Source organism: Pseudonocardia yuanmonensis, assembly GCF_039542425.1.
GTDB classification, from domain to species: Bacteria; Actinomycetota; Actinomycetes; order Mycobacteriales; family Pseudonocardiaceae; genus Pseudonocardia; species Pseudonocardia yuanmonensis.
The window spans coordinates 1-1148 of sequence record NZ_BAABIC010000061.1 but is presented as its reverse complement, the minus strand read 5'-3'; the positions used below and the strand labels follow the sequence as shown (position 1 = coordinate 1148).

Annotated in this window: 2 pseudogenes; both read right to left on the bottom strand. The window is 70.8% G+C overall.

Annotation, left to right across the window (positions count from 1 at the left end):
* Window positions 1–304 (bottom strand): annotated as a pseudogene (locus tag ABD990_RS34090) (2-oxoacid:ferredoxin oxidoreductase subunit beta); the annotation flags it as partial.
* Window positions 301–1148: pseudogene (locus ABD990_RS34085) on the bottom strand (2-oxoacid:acceptor oxidoreductase subunit alpha); the annotation flags it as partial. The pseudogenes ABD990_RS34090 and ABD990_RS34085, both read right to left, overlap by 4 nt.

The window sequence follows — 1148 nt, the reverse complement described above, 5'->3', positions numbered from 1 at the left end:
GGGACACGGCCAGGCCGGTGGCGATGGTCGGGGCGCGGCCGTGGATGGAGTGCATCCCGTAGGTGTTCAGGTAGTAGGGGAAGCGGCTCGAGCAGCCGATCCCGGAGACGAACACGGTGTTCTCGCGCTTGATCCCCAGGGTGGGGAGGAACTGGCGCACGGCGGCCAGCACGGCGTAGTCGCCGCAACCGGGGCACCAGCGGACCTCCTGGTCGGAGGTGTAGTCCTTCGCGGTCTGCTTCTCGTCCGTGTGCGGAACGAGGTCCAGCCCGCCGATCGACGGCAGACCGAGGTCGGTACTCATGCCTGGACTCCCAGAGGGGCCCCGTTGCCGGAGCCGTTGCTCGCAGTGTTGCTCGAGGTGGTGTCGGCGCTGTTGGTGCCGGCGGTGTTCGGGTGGGTGCCGGTGAGGTAGTCGAGGAACACGTCCTGCAGTTCCTCGGCCTTGAACGGCAGCCCGCTGACCTTGGTGTAGGACTTCGCGTCGACCAGGTACTTCCCGCGCAGCAGCAGCGCGAGCTGGCCGAGGTTCATCTCCGGCACCAGCACGGTGCGGTAGGACGCGAGGACCTCGCCGAGGTTGGCCGGCAGCGGGTTGAGGTGCCGGATGTGTGCGGTGGCGATGTTGTGGCCCATGTTCCGGACGCGGCGGGCCCCGGCGACGATCGGGCCGTAGGTCGAGCCCCAGCCGACGACGAGCACATCCGCCTCGCCGGAGGGGTCCTCGACCTGCAGGTCCGGCACCGGGATGCTGTCGATCTTGGCCTGGCGCAGCCGGACCATGCGGTCGTGGTTGTCCGGGTCGTAGGAGATGGACCCGCGCCCGTCGGCCTTCTCCAGCCCGCCGACCCGGTGCTCCAGGCCCGGGGTGCCGGGCACGGCCCACGGCCGGGCCAGGGTCTCCGAGTCCCGTAGATACGGCCAGAACTCCCCGGACCCGTCCGGGGCGTTCGGCTCGGTCGCGAAGTCCGGGTCGACCCGCTCGAGGGTGTCGGCGTCGGGGATCTTCCACGGCTCGGACCCGTTGGCCAGCGCCCCGTCGGACAGCACGATCACCGGGGTCCGGTACTTGACGCTGATCGCGGCGGCCTCGACGGCGGCGTGGAAGCAGTCCCCGGGCGAGCGCGGCGCGATGATCGGCAGCGGGG